Annotated in this window: 15 protein-coding genes and 1 tRNA gene; 4 read left to right on the top strand and 12 right to left on the bottom strand. The window is 64.2% G+C overall.

The annotated features are described in order from the left end of the window. Position 1 precedes the first annotated feature (1 nt). The 10 genes from B9Y97_RS08275 to B9Y97_RS08320 form a co-directional block, all read right to left on the bottom strand. Entirely contained in the window at positions 2–655 is a 654-nt protein-coding gene (locus B9Y97_RS08275; RefSeq protein WP_085526298.1) for an RraA family protein, read from the bottom strand. Continuing rightward, positions 648–977 carry an L-rhamnose mutarotase gene (locus B9Y97_RS08280; RefSeq protein WP_085526299.1) on the bottom strand — a complete coding sequence of 110 codons (330 nt, stop codon included), beginning with the start codon at positions 975–977 and terminating at the stop codon, positions 648–650. The genes B9Y97_RS08275 and B9Y97_RS08280 overlap by 8 nt, the downstream gene beginning before the upstream one ends. Continuing rightward, positions 940–2,097, bottom strand: coding sequence for a mandelate racemase/muconate lactonizing enzyme family protein (locus B9Y97_RS08285; protein WP_085526300.1), 1,158 nt, complete (start codon positions 2,095–2,097; stop codon positions 940–942). The genes B9Y97_RS08280 and B9Y97_RS08285 overlap by 38 nt, the downstream gene beginning before the upstream one ends. After that, positions 2,097–3,191: an ABC transporter ATP-binding protein gene (locus B9Y97_RS08290; protein WP_085526301.1), complete on the bottom strand. Its 1,095-nt coding sequence runs from the start codon at positions 3,189–3,191 to the stop codon at positions 2,097–2,099. The genes B9Y97_RS08285 and B9Y97_RS08290 overlap by 1 nt, the downstream gene beginning before the upstream one ends. A gap of 2 nt (positions 3,192–3,193) precedes the next feature. Beyond that, complete coding sequence (locus tag B9Y97_RS08295; RefSeq protein ID WP_085526302.1) at positions 3,194–4,051, bottom strand: carbohydrate ABC transporter permease; 858 nt, start codon at positions 4,049–4,051, stop codon at positions 3,194–3,196. Further along, entirely contained in the window at positions 4,048–4,959 is a 912-nt protein-coding gene (locus B9Y97_RS08300) for a carbohydrate ABC transporter permease (RefSeq protein ID WP_254900879.1), read from the bottom strand. Before B9Y97_RS08300 ends, B9Y97_RS08295 begins: the two co-directional genes overlap by 4 nt. Positions 4,960–5,026: 67 nt before the next feature. Beyond that, complete coding sequence (locus tag B9Y97_RS08305; RefSeq protein ID WP_085526303.1) at positions 5,027–6,349, bottom strand: ABC transporter substrate-binding protein; 1,323 nt, start codon at positions 6,347–6,349, stop codon at positions 5,027–5,029. A 26-nt stretch (positions 6,350–6,375) separates the two neighbouring features. Beyond that, positions 6,376–7,596, bottom strand: a complete 1,221-nt coding sequence (locus B9Y97_RS08310; RefSeq protein WP_217809444.1) for a CaiB/BaiF CoA transferase family protein — start codon at positions 7,594–7,596, stop codon at positions 6,376–6,378. Next, positions 7,593–8,720, bottom strand: a complete 1,128-nt coding sequence (locus tag B9Y97_RS08315) for a type 2 periplasmic-binding domain-containing protein (protein ID WP_139828261.1) — start codon at positions 8,718–8,720, stop codon at positions 7,593–7,595. Before B9Y97_RS08315 ends, B9Y97_RS08310 begins: the two co-directional genes overlap by 4 nt. After that, complete coding sequence (locus B9Y97_RS08320; RefSeq protein WP_085526305.1) at positions 8,713–9,288, bottom strand: MaoC family dehydratase; 576 nt, start codon at positions 9,286–9,288, stop codon at positions 8,713–8,715. Before B9Y97_RS08320 ends, B9Y97_RS08315 begins: the two co-directional genes overlap by 8 nt. Positions 9,289–9,426: 138 nt before the next feature. On the opposite strand from B9Y97_RS08320, the gene B9Y97_RS08325 reads away from it, so the two are divergent. Both B9Y97_RS08325 and B9Y97_RS08330 read left to right on the top strand, forming a co-directional pair. Further along, positions 9,427–9,879, top strand: a complete 453-nt coding sequence (locus B9Y97_RS08325) for a MaoC family dehydratase (RefSeq protein ID WP_085526306.1) — start codon at positions 9,427–9,429, stop codon at positions 9,877–9,879. Continuing rightward, positions 9,876–10,940, top strand: a complete 1,065-nt coding sequence (locus tag B9Y97_RS08330) for a Gfo/Idh/MocA family protein (RefSeq protein ID WP_085526307.1) — start codon at positions 9,876–9,878, stop codon at positions 10,938–10,940. The genes B9Y97_RS08325 and B9Y97_RS08330 overlap by 4 nt, the downstream gene beginning before the upstream one ends. Here the strand turns inward: B9Y97_RS08330 and B9Y97_RS08335 are convergent. Beyond that, positions 10,927–11,742, bottom strand: a complete 816-nt coding sequence (locus tag B9Y97_RS08335) for an IclR family transcriptional regulator (RefSeq protein ID WP_176224327.1) — start codon at positions 11,740–11,742, stop codon at positions 10,927–10,929. The genes B9Y97_RS08330 and B9Y97_RS08335 overlap by 14 nt on opposite strands. A gap of 277 nt (positions 11,743–12,019) precedes the next feature. Here B9Y97_RS08335 and B9Y97_RS08340 point away from each other — a divergent pair, with 277 nt between their 5' ends. Then, entirely contained in the window at positions 12,020–12,967 is a 948-nt protein-coding gene (locus B9Y97_RS08340; RefSeq protein WP_085526309.1) for a DMT family transporter, read from the top strand. Positions 12,968–13,012: 45 nt separating this feature from the next. After that, a tRNA-Pro gene (locus B9Y97_RS08345) sits at positions 13,013–13,089 on the top strand. A 78-nt stretch (positions 13,090–13,167) separates the two neighbouring features. On the opposite strand, the gene B9Y97_RS08350 is transcribed toward B9Y97_RS08345, so the two are convergent. After that, positions 13,168–13,347 carry a DUF1674 domain-containing protein gene (locus tag B9Y97_RS08350; RefSeq protein ID WP_085526310.1) on the bottom strand — a complete coding sequence of 60 codons (180 nt, stop codon included), beginning with the start codon at positions 13,345–13,347 and terminating at the stop codon, positions 13,168–13,170. Positions 13,348–13,402 lie beyond the last annotated feature (55 nt).

Genomic DNA, 13,402 nt, shown 5'->3' on the forward strand with positions numbered 1-13,402 from the left:
CTCAGAACTTGCCCCACTGGAGATAGGCTTCCTGCGGGTCCATCCCTTCGAGGATCGCCTTGCGCACCTTGCTTTCGGTGTTCATCGCGGTCACGGCGGCGGGGATCACCTCGTCGAGCACGGCGGCAGGAATGCGCACCATGCCGTCGCGGTCACCGTGCAGCCAGTCGCCCGGGGCGATGGCGACCTCGCCGATCATGATCTCCACATCCGTGGCCGTGGGCAGCCATAGCCCGACCACGTCGCGCGGGGTGTGGAAGTTGCCCCAGCAGGGAAAACCGAGCCGCAGGAGGAAGTTGGTATCGCGCAGGCCACCGTCGACGACGCAGCCGAGCACGCCTTTGCGGTGCAGCGTTTCGGCCGAAAGCTCGCCCATCTGGGCGACCACCGAGTTGTGCGGCTGGGCGGTCCAGATATGCCCGGCCGGTGCCTTCGACAGAAGCCCGGTCCAGGCCAGCAGCGTCTCGTGCGGATCGGCGGTTTCGTCGATCCGCCCCTCCACCGTCCAGGCCGGGCCGGTAAGCGTCATCTCCGGCTGCAGCGGGCGCAGGGCAGGGGGCAGGGTGAAGTTGCGCAAACCCCTCGCGCGCAGCACGTCATGCACCACCGAGGTGTAGCATTCTTTCAACTGGGTGATCCGGTCTGCATCAGTCATGGTGAAATACCTCCTCCATCATCGCCCACCATTCACCCTCCTTGCGGGTGTCGAGCGGCTCCTGGCAGGGCATGCAGACATCCCACCATTCCTGTGTTTTCGGGTCGGCGGCCATCTTCGCTGCATCGGCCTCGAAATCCTCGCCGGTGTATTCCCAGTAGCCGAACAGCAGGTTTTCCGGCTCCTTGAGGAAGATCGAGTAGTTGGTGATGTTGCACGTCGAGATCATGTCGAGGATCTCGGGCCAGGCGTTCGCGTGCAGCCGCTTGTATTCCTCGACCTTCTCAGGCTTCAGCCCGATGACCATGGCCATGCGTTGCATGTGTTCCTCCTTCGCCAAATTCGTGATGCGTGCCGGGCACGATCCGGGCCCGGATCCCGCTCCAGTCCCACGCGATGCCGAGGCCGGGGGCCTCGGGCGGATGCGCGCAGCCGTCGCGGATATCGAGCCGAGAGGTTGTGATCGCGTCGAGTTGCGGGATGTATTCCAGCAGCGGCGCGTTCGGCACGGCGCAGACGAGACTCACGTGCAATTCCATCAGGAAGTGCGGGCAGATCGCCACGTTGAACCCTTCGGCCATGTGCGCAACCTTGAGCCAGGGGGTGATCCCGCCGATCCGGGCGACATCGGTCTGGACGATGCTGGCCGCGCCCTGTTCGAGATAATCCTTGAACTGGGCCTGCGAATACATGCTTTCGCCCACCGCGATCGGCACACGCGAATGCCGGGCGAGCCGGGCATGGGCACCGACGTTGTCGGCGGGCATCGGTTCCTCGAACCAGTCCACCCGCGCCTCGGCCAGCATGTCGGCCCGGCGCATCGCCTCGGCGAGATCGAAGGCCTGGTTGGCATCGACCATGAGGCGGAAATTCTCGCCCACCGCCGCACGCACCTCGGCGAGCCGGGCGCGGTCTTCGGAAAGCGACGGTTTGCCGATCTTGAGCTTGGCCCCGGAAAAGCCGCGCGCCTTCATCTCGGCGGCATCCTCGGCCAGCGCCTCGGCAGGCAGGTGCAGCCAGCCGCCCTCGGTGGTGTAGAGCGGCACCGAGGGTTGCGCCCCGCCCGCCATGCGCCAAAGCGGCAGCCCGGCACGACGGCAGCGCAGATCCCAGAGCGCGGTGTCGATCGCGGCGAGCGCGAGCGAGGTGATCGCGCCCACGGCGGTGGCATGGGTGGCGAACAGAAGGTCGCGCCAGATCGCCTCGATTTCCTCGGCTTCACGGCCGATCAGGCGCGGTGCGAGCGTGCGTTCGAGCAGGCTGATGATCGCCGGCCCGCCGGTGCCGATGGTATAGGCATAGCCCACGCCCTCGGCCCCGTCGCTGTCGGTGATCCGCACGATCGGGGTTTCCTGGCTCACGAAGGACTGGATCGCGTCGACCCGCTCGACCGCCGGCGGCAGGTCGACCATCAGGATCTCGACATGTTCGATCCGGGCCATCAGTGCGCCCTCACCGACTGCAGGCTCGCCGCGTCGAAAATATGCGCCTTGTCGAGCGAAAGCCGGAAGGTCAACCGCTCGCCCGGGGCAAGATCGCGCGGATCGAACATCTTGCACTGCACTTCCTGCCCCGCGATCCGGGAGTAGATCAGCGTCTCGCTGCCGAGAAGCTCGGCGAGATCGACCTCAAGCTCGATCTCGGTGGTTTCGCGCGCCTCGTGAATGCCGTGGCCGATCGGGGTGATGTCGTCCGCCCGGATGCCGAAGACAACGTCCTGGCCCTCGCGGACAAGCTCCTTGAGCCGGCTTGGCACGGGCAGGGTGGTGCCGTCGGACAACTGCACCGCGCCGCCGACGATTTTGGCCGGGATCAGGTTCATCGGCGGCGAGCCGATGAAGCTGGCAACGAAGGTGTTGACCGGGTGGTTGAACACGTCCATCGGGGTGCCGATCTGCTCGATGTAGCCGTCCTTCATCACCACGATCCGGTCGGCGAGCGTCATCGCCTCAACCTGGTCATGGGTGACGTAAACCACCGTGGTGGCAACCTTCGTGTGCAGCTTCTTGATCTCGGCCCGCATCTGCACCCTGAGCTTGGCGTCGAGGTTCGAGAGCGGCTCGTCGAACAGGAAGGCGTCGGGGTGGCGGACGATGGCGCGGCCCATGGCAACGCGCTGGCGCTGGCCACCGGAGAGTTCCGCCGGGATCCTGTCGAGCAGATCCGATAGCCCGAGAATGTCGGCCGCTTCCGCCACCCGTTCTTCGAGCACCGCCGCCGGATGGCCTGCGATCTTGAGGCCGAAGCCGAGATTGTCGCGCACGTTCATGTGCGGATAGAGCGCGTAGTTCTGGAACACCATAGAGATGTTGCGCTTGCGCGGCGGCAAATCGTTCACCACGCGATCCCCGATCCGCACCTCACCGCCGGTGATATCCTCGAGCCCGGCGATCATCCGCAGCGTGGTTGACTTGCCGCAGCCCGAAGGCCCGACCAGAACCACGAATTCGTTGTGCGCGATCTCGAGATCTATCCCGTGGACGACCTCGAGCTTGCCGTAGGCCTTGGTGACGTTTTCGAGTGTGATGCCTGCCATGGTCAGCCCTTAACTCCGCCGAAGGTGAGCCCGGCGATCAGATGTTTTTGCACGATGAAGGTGAGGATCAACGCGGGCACGATGATGACGACCGCCATTGCGCTCATCCCGGCCCAGTCGATGGTGAACTGCGAGGTGAAATCCATCAGCCCGACCGGAAGCGTTTTTGAATCGGTCGAGCGGGTGAGTTGGCTCGCGAGCGCGAATTCGTTCCAGCTTGTCAGGAAGGCGAACACCCCTGCCGCCGCGATGCCCGAGCGCGCCAGCGGAAACTCGATCCGCCAGAATGCCTGCCAACGGGTGCAGCCATCGACCTGCGCGGCCTCCGACAATGAACCTGGGATCTGGCGGAAGAAGCCGTCGATCAGCCAGATCGTGAAGGGCACGTTGAGCGAGACATAAACGATGATGAGGCCGAGCTTGGTGTCGATGATCCCGAGCCGCGACCACAGCATGAAAACCGGCAGCGACAGCGCGATCCCCGGCACGGTCCGAAACAGCATCAACCCGAGGAACCAGGTGTTCTTGAAGCGGAAGCGGAAGCGCGCGAAGGCGTAGCCGCCGGCCATGCCGATGATCAGCGCAATCACCGTGGAGGTGCCCGCGATCACCAGCGAATTGCGGAAATACTCAAGCACCGGAATCGCCACCTGGTCCTGGCCGAAACCGAAGATCTTGGCAAAATTGTTGAGCGTGAGCTTTTCGGGGATCCAGACCGGCGGCTTGGCAAGGATCTCGCGGTTGGGCCGGAATCCCGACAGCACCACCCAGAGCCCCGGCACCGAGATCACGACCATGAGCAGGAAGGTGGCAAACCACAGCCCCGCCGCGCGAAGCTTGTTTTTCAGTGCACGGCTCATTCCGCGCCTCCCATGTAGCGGCGCGCGGCCACGAGCTTGGTGAAGAAGAAATAGGTGAAGGCGATCGACAGGATCGTCGAGATATAGGCCATCGCGTTGGCCTCCCCCATGCGGGAGTTCTCGTAGCCGGTCCGCGCGATCAGGGTCCACAACAGTTCGGTGCGCCCCGCGGGGCCGCCACCGGTCATCACCGATACGATGTCGTAGGCGCGTGCCACGTCGAGCGAGCGGATCGTCATCGCGATGAAGGCGAAGGGCATGATGAAGGGCAGCGTGATATGACGGAACACCTGCCACGAGTTGCAACCGTCGACCTTCGCCGCCTCCAGCGGATCGCGCGGCATGGCGAAAAGACCGGCGAGCAGCAGGATCGCGAAAACGGACGTGCTCATCCAGACCTCGGCGAAGATGATCGAGAACATCGCCAGCTTGCCGTCCACCAGCCAGGGAATCGCCTGGTCGGTGATGCCGAGGCTTTGCAGGGCGTTGTTCAGGATGCCGATATTGTCGTTGAAGATGAACTTGAACTGGAAGCCCACGAGGATGGGCGAGAACATCATCGGAAACATCATGATGGTGCGCAGCGTGCGCTGGCCCCAGGTGATGCGGTTGATCAGAAGCGCGATGCCGAGGCCGAGCAGAAACTCGACGTTGAGCGCGATCGCGAGAAACAGGATGGTCCGGCCAAAGGCGCTCCAGAAATCCGGATCGGAGAACAGCCGGATGTAGTTCCGCAGCCCGATGAAGGTCTCGATCGTTTCCGGGCGGGTGAGCCGGTAGGGCGTGAGTGACGTGTAGAGAGAGAACAGGAGCGGAAGGGCCACCACGAATAGCATCGTGAACAGTGCCGGCGAAAGCAGCAGGATCGGCGTGAGTTTTGCCTGCCGGGTGCGGAGATATCGAAGCAAGGGCCCTGTCCTTATTCACGGGGGAGAGGCGCGGCGATCCCGATCGGCCGCCGCGCCTCGGTCATGATCACCGGTAACCGGCGTCTTCCATGATGATGAGCGCATCGCGGGCCGCTTCGTCGAGCGCTTCCTGCGAGGTCATGTCGCCGAGCATCGCCGCCTGGATCCGCGGCCAGAGCTCGTTCGACACCTCGATCCACTCGGGGATCAGCGGCGGCGTGAAGGCATCTTCCGACATCGAGGCCGAGAAGGTGTCGAACACCTCGACCATGAAATCGCGCCCATCGGCGGCGAATTCGGCCTTGGCGTCGTCCCAGACACTTGTGCGGGTGGGAAGAAGCCCGGTGCGCGCCTCGATCATCTGGCGTTCGTGATCGGTGAGGAAGGTCACGAAGGAGGCCGCCGCTTCCTTGTTTTCGCAGGCCTCGGTGATCGAGAAGCTGTGCGTGCCCGACCAGCCGGTGCGCTTGCCCGAGGAGCCCTTCGGGGCGCGCACAAGGCCAACATCGCCCGCAACTTTCGAGTTCTCGGGATCGTTGAAGAAGGCCGACCAGCCTGCCCAGTCGAGGTTCAGCGCCACGGTGCCGCTGGCAAAGCCGAGGCCGGTATCGTCCCACAGGTAGTTGGGCACGCCGCGCGGCACGGCATTGGCGTTGTAGAGATCAACGAACCAGTTGAGCGCGCGAAGGCCGGCCTCGGAGTTGAACGCCGGCTCCCAGTCGTCGGTGAAGAGCTGGCCGCCCTCGGCCACCAGCAATTCGTAGAACCGGCCGACCACAGCCTCGTCCTTGCCGACGAATTGCGTGCCGTAGAAGTCGGGCGGATTGGCAAAGAACTTGGCCTGATCCGAAACTTGCGCCCAGGTTTCCGGCGGCGCGAGATCATAGCCGTACTCTTCCTTGAACGCGGCCTTGTTCTCCTCGTCCTCGAAGAGCGACTTGACGTAGAACATGTTCGACACGTCGGAATGGCGCGGCAGTTGCACCAGGCGACCATCGACGGTCGAGTGTTCGAGCACCAGCGGCACGAAGGCGTCGAGGGTGTCGGCGTCGATCAACTCGTTGAGATCGGCGTAGATGTTGCCGTATTGCGGGGCGAAGCTGGTGTGGTTCGAGCCGACGCACCAGTCGAGCGTGCGCGCCGCGATATCCTGCTTGATCTCGCGGTCAAGCTCGAAGTGGTTCTTGCGGCTGAGGATCTCGACGGTTGCGCCGGTCAATTCCTCCCACTCGGAGATCTCGGCATAGAGCGGCTCGTATTGCGCGCCGCCGATGAGCTTCACCCGCAGGGTTTCGCCCTCGAAGTTGCCATAATCCTGTGCCGCGGCCGGGGCCGCGAAGAGCGGCACGAGCGCGGTGGCTATTAGTGCTTTCGCTGTCAGTCTGGACATGTGGTCCTCCCTTTGATCATGCCGGATTAGGCCCCTTTGCGGGGTTTGTTATCTGTTCCGCTTTCCGCCGGCACGAGATCGGAAAGCAGATCGTTGATAATGGCCGCTCGGTCGGCACCCAGCACCGGTGCGGCGCGGGCGCTTTTCAGCACCTGGCCGTCGAGCCGGATCGGACCGCGCAGCGCATGAAGCTCGGTGGTGCCGTTGCGCCGGATCACCTGTTCGAGATCGAGGTTTCGCCAGGCATCCGAAGCGAGCACCGCGGGCCAGTCGAGCACCTCCGAGCACCAGATATCGGCGGGTTGAAGCACCGCGAGCCACTCGGCCGTCGTGCGCTGCACCGCTGCCTCTGCAATAACCGCCTTGATCGTGTCGCGCTCGCGCATCATCGCGGCGTCATCGCCGTAATAGTGCTCAAGCCCCTTGATTTCCATCAACTCGGCAAGCCGTTCGAGCGAGGGCGTCATCGCCAGCGCGAGGTGGCCATCGGCGGTGCGATAGACCCCGTAGGGCGCGCCAAGGTAGGTATGCGCCCCGTTCACCGCGCTACGTTCGGGCGGCCGGCGGCCATCGTTGAGGTGGGTGGTGAGCACCTCGAACTGGAAGTCGATCATCGCCTCGAACAGGCTGGTCTGCACATGCGCCCCGCGGCCATGGATGCCGCGCCCGACAAGGGCGGCCAGAATGCCCTGCGCCAGCGCCGCCCCGGCAAACATGTCGGCGACCGCGAGTCCCATCGGCATCGGCGGATCGTCGCGCGAGCCGGTGAGCCACAACAGCCCCGAGCGCGCCTGAGCGAGCAGATCCTGCCCCGGCAGATCGCGCCACGGGCCATCTTCGCCGAAGCCGGAAATCGAGCCGTAGACGATGCGCGGGTTGATCTCGCGCACCGCGTCGTAGCCAAACCCCTGCCGCTCGATCACGCCGGGGCGGAAATTCTGGATCATCACGTCGGCACGCGCGATAAGCCGGCGCAGAAGCGCCCGGTCGTCGTCGTCGCGCAGATCGGCGGTGAGGCTTTCCTTGTTGCGGTTGATCGCGTGAAACAGCGAATTATCACCGTCGATATCGGTATCGGAGAGGTAGAGGTAGCGGCTCAGGTCGCCCACGCCGGGCCGCTCCACCTTGATCACCCGCGCGCCGAGATCGGCGAGCCGGAGCGAGGCATAGGGGCCCGACAGGAACTGGCTGAAATCCAGCACCACGAGGCCGTCAAGCGGGCGGTTTTCGCTTGGCATCACCTTCATGCCCGGCTCTCCTCGTAGGCGGCTTGCAGCGCGTCGAGCGTGGCCGACGCGCTCGTATCGCCGCGCAGGAAGGCATGGACGATGTCGCCGCCCCGATCCTGAAACCCCATGTAGCCATCGTAGCGCGGGCGCAGCCACGCGGTGTCGAGGGTGCGGCGGGTGGCGCGAAAGAAGTCACGGGTGGCCGCGTTGCAGCCTTCGTCTTCCCAGGCCACGGCGTTGCCGGGCTGACCGCCGGCCTCGAAGAACATCCCTTTCTGGCAGTCTGCTCCCGCGATCCAGAAGGCGTAATCGGCGGCGATCTCGCGATGCACGGAGGCGGCGCTCACGGCGATGCCGGTGCCGCCCAGCACAGTGCCCGAGGGGTCATCCCCATGCACGCCGGGCGCATCGGTGAAATTCAGCGGAAAGCGGCAATAGCCGCTGCGGCTGTAGTTGGTGTAGCCGTAGCCAAAGGGCGAATAGGCCGGGGCTTCGGCGGTGCGGCCCATCCACTCGTAGATCCCGATCGGATCGAGCGTGAGGCAGCGCGGGTCCATCAGCGCCACGACATCGCCGATCAGGCCGAGCACTTCGGCCCCCGCCGCGCGGTCGATGAAATCCGCAGATTCGGCGACGGTCGCGCCGATATTGCGGGCAAGCCCCATGAAGGTCATCAACGCGTTGATCGGGATCAGCGCAAAGGCCACCTTGCCCGCGCGCGCCAGTTCCATCACGCCCGACCAGTCGTGCGGGGCCCCGGCGATGAGATCGGGCCGGAACGCTGCCACCGGCGTTGCCGCGTCGACGGCGAGCGCCCATTGCCGCCCGCCGAACTCGTAACTCGGATGAGAAAGCCCCACCGATTGCGCCGCAAGCGTGGCAAGATCACCGTCGCGCCCGATTCCGTCGAAGGCCATCAGCAGGCCGGAACCGGCCACCTCGCCGACATGCGGGTGGTCGATCACCATGAGGTCATACCGGTCGGCCATCTCCTCGATCGGCCGGTCGGCAAAGGCCTGCAACGAGCGCTTCTCCCAGCGAATCGTCACGCCCGGATGCGCCTTGGCCCAGGCCTCGGAGGTGGCGACCATCGGATCGAATCCGCGTGAATGATCCCACGTCATGCCGAGGAGTTCAGGCATTCTTCCTCGCCTCCCGCTTCGCCGTGAGGGCGGCGTCCGCCTCGGCCCGGAAGGGCCCGGGATCTCGGTAGAGCGCGGTCATCAGGTGTTCGCAATAGAGCACCTGTTCACCCTCGCCCTTGAACACCGAGTAGCTTACCCGGACCTTTCCGAAGCGGTGGTCCTTCACCTCTTTCGAGAGGTTCTCGCGGATCGTGTAGATCGTGTCTCCGATGAAGACCGGCGCGATGAAGCGCAAGCGGTCGTAGCCGTAGGAGAAGGAATTGAGGCAATTGGTGGCGGCAAGCCCGAGCCCGTAGGAAAACACCATCGCCCCGGCCACGAGCCGACGGCCGAACACCCCTTCCTCGGCGGCGAAACGTTCGTCGCTCACGTAGGGATGATGGTCCATCACCAGCGAGTTGAACAGCATCGACTCGCCTTCCGAGATCGTCCGGCGGATCGAGCGGATTTTGTCGCCCGGGGTGAAATCCTCGAAATACCAGTCTTCCGCATTCCAGACCGGGATCGCGGCGTGGCTTTCCGGCAAGCCGGGCAATGCGCGCGCATGAACGCCGATCTCGGCCATCTGATCCTCCCTGATCGCTCCCCCGCTTTCTTGCGGGTGTTGGCAGCATCCTCACCGAACTCTTTTCATATGTCAAATAGTTTTGTATATGTGAAACACGTTGACGAGCACGCTGCCACGAAATTCCAAGGAGGACGCATGGAACAGGAACAGTACTTCGAGGATTACGAGCCCGGTGCGGCGCGCCAGACTCTCGCGCGCACGATCACCGAGGCCGATATCGTCTTTCATGCCGGCCATTCCGGAGATTTCTTCCCGCACCACATGGACGAGGAATGGTGCAAGACCCAGCCTTTCGGCGCCCGCATCGCCCATGGCACGATGACCTTCGCGATCGGGATCGGCTTGACCGCGACGGTGATCAACCCGCGCGCCTTCACTTATGGCTATGAGCGGCTGCGCTTTCCCAACCCGGTCTATGCCGGCGACACGATCCGCACCACGGTGACCATTGGCGCGCTCGACGACGACCCCAAGCGGCCGGCCTTCGGCCGTGTTACCGAGATCTGCGAGACGACGAATCAGGACGGAAAGACCGTGATGTATTGCGAGCATATCCTGCTCGCCGAACGCAAGGAGGCCGCGCAATGACCCTTGATCTCACCCAGAGCTGGCCCGCACCGGCCAACCCGAAGCCGATCGTCATCGTCGGGGCCGGCGGCATCATCCGAGACGCCCACATGCCGGCCTATGCCAAGGCCGGGCTCACGGTGTCCGGGGTTACCGATGTCGACGCCGCGCGTGCGAAGGCGCTGGCGAAGGATTTCAACCTGCCCAACCACTACCCCGACCTTGCCGCCGCCGTGGCTGATCAGGGCACCGGCGTTGTTTACGATATCGCCACGCCGCCGCATGTGCTGCCCGAGATCCTGCCACATCTGCCCGATGGCGCGGCGGTCCTGATGCAAAAGCCGATGGGCGCCGATCAGGACCAGGCCGGCGCGATTCGCGCGATCTGCCGTGAAAAGCGGCTGAAGGCGGCGGTGAATTTCCAGCTTCGGTTCTCGCCGATGATGATGGCGGTGCAGGACGCGGTGCGCCGTGGGCTACTGGGCGATCTGCTGGAGATCGAGGTGCATGTGAACATCTTCACGCCGTGGACGCTGTTTCCTTTCCTGATCCCGATGGAACGCGTCGAGATCGCGGTGCACTCGATCCACTACCTCGATGCGATCCGCGCGGTGGCAGGCAACCCCGAGGGCGTGTTTGCCCGCAGCCTGCACGACCCGCGCGCGAACGATTTCAAGCAGACCCGCACCTCGGTGATCCTCGATTACGGCGACAAGCTGCGCGGGCTGATGTCGATCAATCACAATCACCAGTGCGGGCGAAAGTTCCAGTCGGCCTGGTTCCGTTTCGAAGGCACCGAGGGGGCGATGATGGTCAAGCTCGGGGTCAATTACGATTACCCCAACGGCGAACCCGATGAGCTCTGGTTCTGCCGCAATGGCGGTGATTGGGAACAGGTCGCGCTCGAAGGATCGTGGTTCATAGATGCCTTCATGGGGCCGATGCGCAACGTCCAGCGGTTCGACGCGGGCGAGGATGATCGGCTGCATTCGGGCGTCGACGATGCCTATCAGACCATGGCGCTTGTCGAGGCCTGTTTCAACGCGATCAAGCTGCCGCCGGTGCCGCTCAGGATCGACTAGGCACGACCGCGGCGTCGTAGGGCGGCACGGTCGGGCCGCCGAGCGAGTGGCTGAGCGCGTTCGCCGCGTCGATCACCTGGCGCGCGCAGGTCTGAAAGGTCACCGGATCGTCGAAACGCTCAAGATGCGGAACCGTGAGTGCCGCGATCGAGTGGCCGGTGTGATCGAACACCGGCGCGGCGATGTTGACGATGCCGCGGGCGGTGAAACTGTCGGTAACTTCGTGGCCCCGCCTGCGGATCTCGGCCAGTTCCGCCCGCAACTGGGCTTCGGTCTTGCCCTCCGGCAGCGGCACCCGGGCAAAGAGCTCGTCGAGGCGTTCCTCGTCGGTGAAAGCGAGGATCACCCGCCCCGACGACGCGCGCCAAAGCTCGATCCGCGCGCCGAGGCGGATGCTCATCACATGATGGCCGGGCGGGTCTACCTGCCCGACGATGAGAACGGCGTCGTCGCTGATGATCCCGAGATGCGCAGACTGGTTGATCTGCGCCGTGAGCTTGCGCATCAGCGGCCCCGCAAGCGCCGTCAACCGCTTGATGAGCGGGGTCTGGTGCGCCACCGCGAAGAGCTTGGTGGTGAGGGTGTAGCGGTCGGTGTCCGGGTCCTGCGCAACGTAGCCGCGCTTGATGAGCACGGCGAGCATTCGGAAGATCTCGCCAACCGAGCGATTCATCGCCCGTGCAATCTCGGATTGGCTCAGCCCGCGTTCCTCCAGGGCGAGCAACTCGATGATATCGAGTCCCTTTTCGAGCGCGGGGGCCGAGTAGCGTGCCGATTTTCCCTCGGGGTCCAGGGTGTTCATGGGTGACTTCATGTTTCTATGGCACGACACGACCGCCAGGGCAGGATTTGTTCCGAATGATTACCCACCTCCTTGTTCGTCGTTGGGACGAGCAATTCGCTTGCGTACCTCCACTCTAGTCTGCGATGTGCCATAGCCGCAAGCGTCGGCTTCCGCGGAGAACGTGGATCATCGCGGCACTCGAATCCCTCCATGGCTCCGGGGCAGCCCGGCCAAACCACCTCTTTTCCCCTGCGCGCAGCTATGATCAGATATCGCCATCAAGGGAGCTTTGTTCATGAACCTCACCGGCCCGTTCTATGCCTTGGTCGCGTTCGCGATCTTTGCCACGCATGACGTGGTGATCAAGGTTCTGGGGGCAAGCTACTCACCCTTCCAGATCATCTTTTTCTCGACCATCTTTTCCTTTCCCCTGATCACATTCATGCTGATGCGCGACCCCACCGAGGGCAATCTTCGGCCGGTGCACCCGTGGTGGACGCTGACGCGAACCGGCTCGGCTGTGATCGCCGGGTTCTCGGCCTTCTATGCCTTCTCGGTCCTGCCGCTGGCGCAGGTCTACGTGATGATCTTCGCTTCGCCGCTGCTGATCACCCTGATGGCGATCCCCATTCTCGGCGAGAGGGTGGGCGTGCATCGGCTGCTCGCCGTGCTTGTCGGGTTGATCGGTGTGTTCGTGGTGCTGCGCCCCGGCTCGGCCGAGCTTGGGCTTGCACATCTGGCGGCGCTGGGCACCGCGGTGTTCGGCGCGCTGGCCTCGGTGATCGTGCGCAAGATCGGGCGCGAGGAGCGCACGGCTGTGCTGATGCTCTACCCGATGGCGGCGAACTTCGTCGTGATGGGGGCGCTGCTCGGCTTCGTCTACGAGCCGATGCCGGTGGCCCACCTTGGAGGGATGGGGCTGATCTCGGTGCTCGCGTTCGTCGCGGGGCTCCTGTTGATCGCGGCCTACCGGGACGGTGACGCGGCGATCGTGGCGCCGATGCAGTATTCGCAGATCGTCTGGGCGACGATTTTCGGCTACGTCCTGTTTGGCGAAACGGTGGATCTGGCCACCGTGATCGGGACCGGGATCATCATTGCCAGCGGGATCTACATCGTTGTGCGGGAGCGTCGGCTCGGGGCTTTGTCGAACACGCCGGTCTTGCGCACAAGGTCGCGCGGCGCGACGGCAGCGAGTTTCCGGATTTCACCCCTGCTCAGAAGGATGCGGCAGCGCCGATAGGCCCTTGCCAAGCCCTGCAAGCTGGGCTATCCCGCGCGCCACGGTCGGAGTGTAGCTCAGCCTGGTAGAGCACTGTCTTCGGGAGGCAGGGGTCGGAGGTTCGAATCCTCTCACTCCGACCAGTTTTCAAGGATTTCCCCGCAATCCAGGTGGCACCGGATGGTCCTTTTCCGGTTAACTTGCTGTCAACCCGGTGGGCCTCAGAAGTCGATCGCGAGGCCCTTCTTTTCCCAATCTCCATAACGAACCGGCTCGGGCCCATCGCGCCCGCCGTATTCCTTTGGCAAGGCGGCAGCCTTGGCGGCTTTGCGGCGCTCCTCGGCCTCGGCCAGGGCGCGCACCGCTTCGGGTGGCAATTTGCGCTCGTCGGTCTTGCTCATCACGCTCTTCCTTGTGCTCCCGGCATGATATAGGCCCGGGCGCGAAGAATGGCAA

This window comes from Maritimibacter sp. HL-12 (assembly GCF_900177545.1).
Taxonomy (GTDB): Bacteria; Pseudomonadota; Alphaproteobacteria; order Rhodobacterales; family Rhodobacteraceae; genus Sinisalibacter.

Coding starts and splice junctions, on each gene's coding strand:
- B9Y97_RS08275 (WP_085526298.1), bottom strand. CDS start 655: ATGACTGATGCAGACCGGATCACCCAGTTGAAAGAATGCTACACCTCG.
- B9Y97_RS08280 (WP_085526299.1), bottom strand. CDS start 977: ATGCAACGCATGGCCATGGTCATCGGGCTGAAGCCTGAGAAGGTCGAG.
- B9Y97_RS08285 (WP_085526300.1), bottom strand. CDS start 2,097: ATGGCCCGGATCGAACATGTCGAGATCCTGATGGTCGACCTGCCGCCG.
- B9Y97_RS08290 (WP_085526301.1), bottom strand. CDS start 3,191: ATGGCAGGCATCACACTCGAAAACGTCACCAAGGCCTACGGCAAGCTC.
- B9Y97_RS08295 (WP_085526302.1), bottom strand. CDS start 4,051: ATGAGCCGTGCACTGAAAAACAAGCTTCGCGCGGCGGGGCTGTGGTTT.
- B9Y97_RS08305 (WP_085526303.1), bottom strand. CDS start 6,349: ATGTCCAGACTGACAGCGAAAGCACTAATAGCCACCGCGCTCGTGCCG.
- B9Y97_RS08310 (WP_217809444.1), bottom strand. CDS start 7,596: ATGAAGGTGATGCCAAGCGAAAACCGCCCGCTTGACGGCCTCGTGGTG.
- B9Y97_RS08315 (WP_139828261.1), bottom strand. CDS start 8,720: ATGCCTGAACTCCTCGGCATGACGTGGGATCATTCACGCGGATTCGAT.
- B9Y97_RS08320 (WP_085526305.1), bottom strand. CDS start 9,288: ATGGCCGAGATCGGCGTTCATGCGCGCGCATTGCCCGGCTTGCCGGAA.
- B9Y97_RS08325 (WP_085526306.1), top strand. CDS start 9,427: ATGGAACAGGAACAGTACTTCGAGGATTACGAGCCCGGTGCGGCGCGC.
- B9Y97_RS08330 (WP_085526307.1), top strand. CDS start 9,876: ATGACCCTTGATCTCACCCAGAGCTGGCCCGCACCGGCCAACCCGAAG.
- B9Y97_RS08335 (WP_176224327.1), bottom strand. CDS start 11,742: ATGAACACCCTGGACCCCGAGGGAAAATCGGCACGCTACTCGGCCCCC.
- B9Y97_RS08340 (WP_085526309.1), top strand. CDS start 12,020: ATGAACCTCACCGGCCCGTTCTATGCCTTGGTCGCGTTCGCGATCTTT.
- B9Y97_RS08350 (WP_085526310.1), bottom strand. CDS start 13,347: ATGAGCAAGACCGACGAGCGCAAATTGCCACCCGAAGCGGTGCGCGCC.